This is a genomic window from Microvirga sp. KLBC 81 (assembly GCF_003075415.1).
Taxonomy (GTDB): domain Bacteria; phylum Pseudomonadota; class Alphaproteobacteria; order Rhizobiales; family Beijerinckiaceae; genus Microvirga.
This window is the reverse complement of sequence record NZ_QDAH01000213.1, coordinates 1-2018: the sequence shown is the minus strand read 5'-3', so window position 1 is coordinate 2018 and position 2018 is coordinate 1. Positions and strand designations below refer to the sequence as shown.

The 2018-nt window shown below is 65.0% G+C and carries 3 protein-coding genes; all 3 read right to left on the bottom strand.

Features of this window, described 5'->3' with window-relative positions; translation table 11 throughout:
• On the bottom strand, nt 1-730 hold a 730-nt coding region (gene queE, locus DC522_RS33270), incomplete at its 3' end, for a 7-carboxy-7-deazaguanine synthase QueE (RefSeq protein WP_116532666.1).
• Entirely contained in the window at nt 727-1083 is a 357-nt protein-coding gene (locus DC522_RS33265) for a 6-carboxytetrahydropterin synthase (RefSeq protein ID WP_116532665.1), read from the bottom strand. The genes queE and DC522_RS33265, both read right to left, overlap by 4 nt.
• An 8-nt stretch (nt 1084-1091) precedes the next feature.
• Complete coding sequence (gene queC, locus DC522_RS33260; protein ID WP_116532664.1) at nt 1092-1802, bottom strand: 7-cyano-7-deazaguanine synthase QueC; 711 nt, start codon at nt 1800-1802, stop codon at nt 1092-1094.
• Nucleotides 1803-2018: the final 216 nt, after the last annotated feature.

Sequence of the window (2018 nt, the reverse complement as noted above, 5' to 3'; positions counted from 1 at the left end):
AGACGCCGCGTTTGTTGCCCCAGGCGAGGACGTGCAACTGCGGCAGGACTGTCGCCGTGAACCACCGATCCGCCGCCACCGTGGCGACAAGCCAGCGGAAGCGCTCCATCACCTCGTCGAGGTCGGCCTCTTCGCTGCCTGGACCGGAGTGGGTCACCAGCGGAGCAGGGTTTCCGACCTGAAGGTAAACCGGCAGAGCCGGATACCGGCTGGCCACCCGCTTGGCATAGCCATAGTCATCCTCGTCAAACACAACGACCTTGACGACGCAGTGCGGTCCACTCGCCGCGGCCCTGACACACTCGTCCAAGGCCTGCCAATTGGTGTCCATGCCCGAGGATGGTGGCTTCGGGCTGAGCATGAGCCAGTCGAGCGCGGCGAACCATGGCTGGGGCACGCTGCCTTGGGTCTCCAGCGCGAACGTATAACCCTTCTGCCGGCCCAGCGCGATGAGCGGTGCCAATGGCTGAAGTGCCGGATTGCCGCCCGACAGCGACACCAGCACTGGCGTGGAGCCGGACAGGCGCTCGACCTGCGCCATGATCGCGCCCGGCGTCATCAGGCTCCAGTCCTCGCGGAACTCGGGCAGCACCGCGTAGAGCGTATCGCACCAGCGGCAGCGGTAATCGCAGCCACCCGTGCGCACGAACACGGTGGGGCGGCCGATCAAGGGACCCTCGCCCTGAACGGTCGGGCCGAAGATCTCGCTGATGCGGATGCTGCCTTTCATGGCCGGTATTCCGCCCAGGTTTTCGGGGTCTCACTGACCCGCACGGCCGCAACCTCCGGCCAGCGCACTTTGCACCAGTCGTAGAGCCATTGGGCGATGACCTCGGCGGTCGTCTGGTCGTGTCCGAGGACCTCGTTGAGGTGGCGATGATCGAGGGTGTTGTCGATGAACGCCTTGAGCTCCGAGAGCTCACGGTAGTCGCGGACAAAGCCGACCCGGTCGAGTTCGGCCGATTGCAGAATGACCTCGACCTCATAGTTGTGGCCGTGCAGCCGGGAGCAGGGATGTTCCGCCGGCAGGCCGCCGATCAGGTGCGAGGCGGAGAAGGCAAAACGTTTGGCAATGGTGTACATGGCTGTGCTTATGCTGATTGACGAGCTTGATGCCCGCGGCAGGCTTCGATCCAGAAGTCCGGATCCTCATACGGCGTCGGATCGTCCATCCCGGCGAGGTGAAAGGCCTCGCGCCGCTCGACACAGGTGCCGCAGCGCCCGCAATGGCGTTCGCCGCCCTGGTAACAGGACCAGGTGTCGGCAAAGGGCACACCGAGCCGGGCGCCCTCGCGCACGATGTCGGCTTTGCTCAGCCGCACGAAGGGCGTGTAGAGGGCGATGTTTGCCAATCCCTCCAAGGCATGGCGCTGCATGATCTCGAACGCTTCGATGAAGTCCGGGCGGCAATCCGGGTAGATGAAGTGATCGCCGCCATGGACGGCCGCCGCCACGGCGTCAGCCTGCTCCGCTGCAGCCACACCGAAGGCAATCGCGAGCATGATGGCGTTGCGGTTCGGCACCACGGTGATCCGCATGGTGTCTTCCGCATAATGCCCCTCCGGAACGGGTTCGCCGCTGGTCAGGGCCGACCCGGTCAGGAGGCGTCCGACGGCCGAGATGTCCACGATGTCGTGAGGCACGCCGAGGCGGACGGCGCAGGCCCGTGCGGAGTCGAGCTCCTTCCTGTGGCGCTGGCCGTAATCGAAGGACACGAGGCGGGTGAGGGTTCGCTCAGCCGCGACCTTGTGCGCGAGCGTGACGGAATCCAATCCGCCGGAACAGATGACGAGGGTCTTCACGAGGGCTCCTTGTTTTGACCGGGTAGGCTGCGACCGGATCGGCTCATGGGCCGATGAGTAAGGCGGATGCCCTGAAAAGAGCACCGCCCCGATAAAAGCGGCTAGTGCACAAGAGCGCTCCATCCGCTTTCCCGCGTAGAAAGACCTGGATTGAGAGGAAGTCAACTCCGAGTGGACCGGAAAAACCGTCGCGCCGGAAGGAGGCTGACCGGGGGC